This window comes from Mycobacterium sp. NGS51 (assembly GCF_059812525.1).
Genome location: NZ_JCALCV010000048.1, coordinates 1 through 1,372 on the forward strand (window position 1 = coordinate 1; position 1,372 = coordinate 1,372).

A 1,372-nucleotide genomic window follows, 5' to 3' on the forward strand; every position below is an offset into this window, starting at 1 on the left:
GCCGGCGGTGTCGCCTATTGACTCATGTCAAGATGCGCGCGAAGGGTGATTCGTTGCCTCACGTGAGCGTGCGCGCTTGGTGACTGGAGCTGGGGTGCCGTGTGCGGCTTTGCTGGTGGCCATAGTGAAGAGCTGGGTGGTCAATGCCTGGATTTGACGTTGAGTGGCGGCCGGATTGATCAGCGAGTAGGTCCGCTTGAGCGCCACGATACGGTCCACGGTCATGCTCGGGTGGTCGACCGCGCGGTGAAGCGGGGTGGTGGCGATGTCGTGCTTCCTGGAGACCTTGGCGCCTTTGCGGACTTTGGATATCAGTTTCTGCTGCGGGTGGAAGTAGTTGGTCAGCTTTGATTGTAGTTGCCAGATCTCGTTGATTAGCAACAGTTCTGACGCGGTGTCGTAGCGGTAGTAGCCGACTACGGTGCGGACCACCGACCAGTTTTTCTGCTCGACGTGGCAGCCGTCGTTCTTGTTGCCCGGCCGTGATCGGGTGAAGGTGATGCTTCGGTCTTGGCACCATGTCAGCAGGTCGTCGTTGATGAATTCCGATCCGTTGTCGCAGTCCACACCCAGGATCGGGAACGGCATCGCGGCAGCGATGTGATTGAGGGCAGCCAGAACCTGCTTGGCCGTCCTGTCGGGTATGGAACGGCTCTCGGTCCAGCCGGTGGCGATGTCGGTGACCGTCAGCGTGAAGGCATGGCCCCCGCCGCGATTGCCGCCGTCGTGAAAGACCGTGTCAATCTCGACGAAACCGGGCACAGCATCATCCCACTCGGCCCAAGTACGCACCGGGATCTGACTTTTGAGCAACGACCCCGGCTTGGTGCCCACACGTCCTCTGATCTTGCATTTGGCCCGTTCATCGGCCAGGCGGCGATCGATGGTGGCCGCCGACATCGACACCAACAGTTCTGCGGTGTCGTCATCGATGACCAGCTCCCCGAACTGGCGCAGCACCGCCACCAGTTCGCCTAGCATCGGCGCGAGCCGTTTGCCGGCCGGCATGCCCAGCACCGTCCAGCACACCGTCAGCGCCGCGATGACAGCAGGCCCGTACTTCACCGGCCGCGGACTTCTCGGTGCGACGACCTTGGGTTGCAGCGCCGCCTTGAGTGCCTTGCGCGCGTGGTTTCGGTGCCACCCCGTATTGGCGCACAACTCGTCAAGAATCCGACTCTTACCGCGCTTGCTCGCCAGCTGGTAGCGGGTCGCAGCCGCCTCGGTGATTGCTCTGCGCTCTGTCAATGCCAACCCCATCCACTGGGCGTATGCGCGCATTTTCAATGAGGCAACGAATCGGCCTTTCGCGCGCATTTTTGATGAGTCAACGCGGTCGGAATAGTCTGCTATACTCGAACGTATGTTCGAT

At 61.2% G+C, this 1,372-nt stretch carries 1 protein-coding gene; it reads right to left on the reverse strand.

All coding sequences use genetic code 11. From position 1 onward, the window contains the following. Window positions 1–27: 27 nt before the first annotated feature. Window positions 28–1,260, reverse strand: a complete 1,233-nt coding sequence (locus tag AC5Y5W_RS24895) for a DDE-type integrase/transposase/recombinase (protein ID WP_500022658.1) — start codon at window positions 1,258–1,260, stop codon at window positions 28–30. Window positions 1,261–1,372 lie beyond the last annotated feature (112 nt).

Bases quoted from the DNA above. Each gene is read 5' to 3' on its own strand.
- AC5Y5W_RS24895 (WP_500022658.1), bottom strand. From the start codon at position 1,260: ATGGGGTTGGCATTGACAGAGCGCAGAGCAATCACCGAGGCGGCTGCG.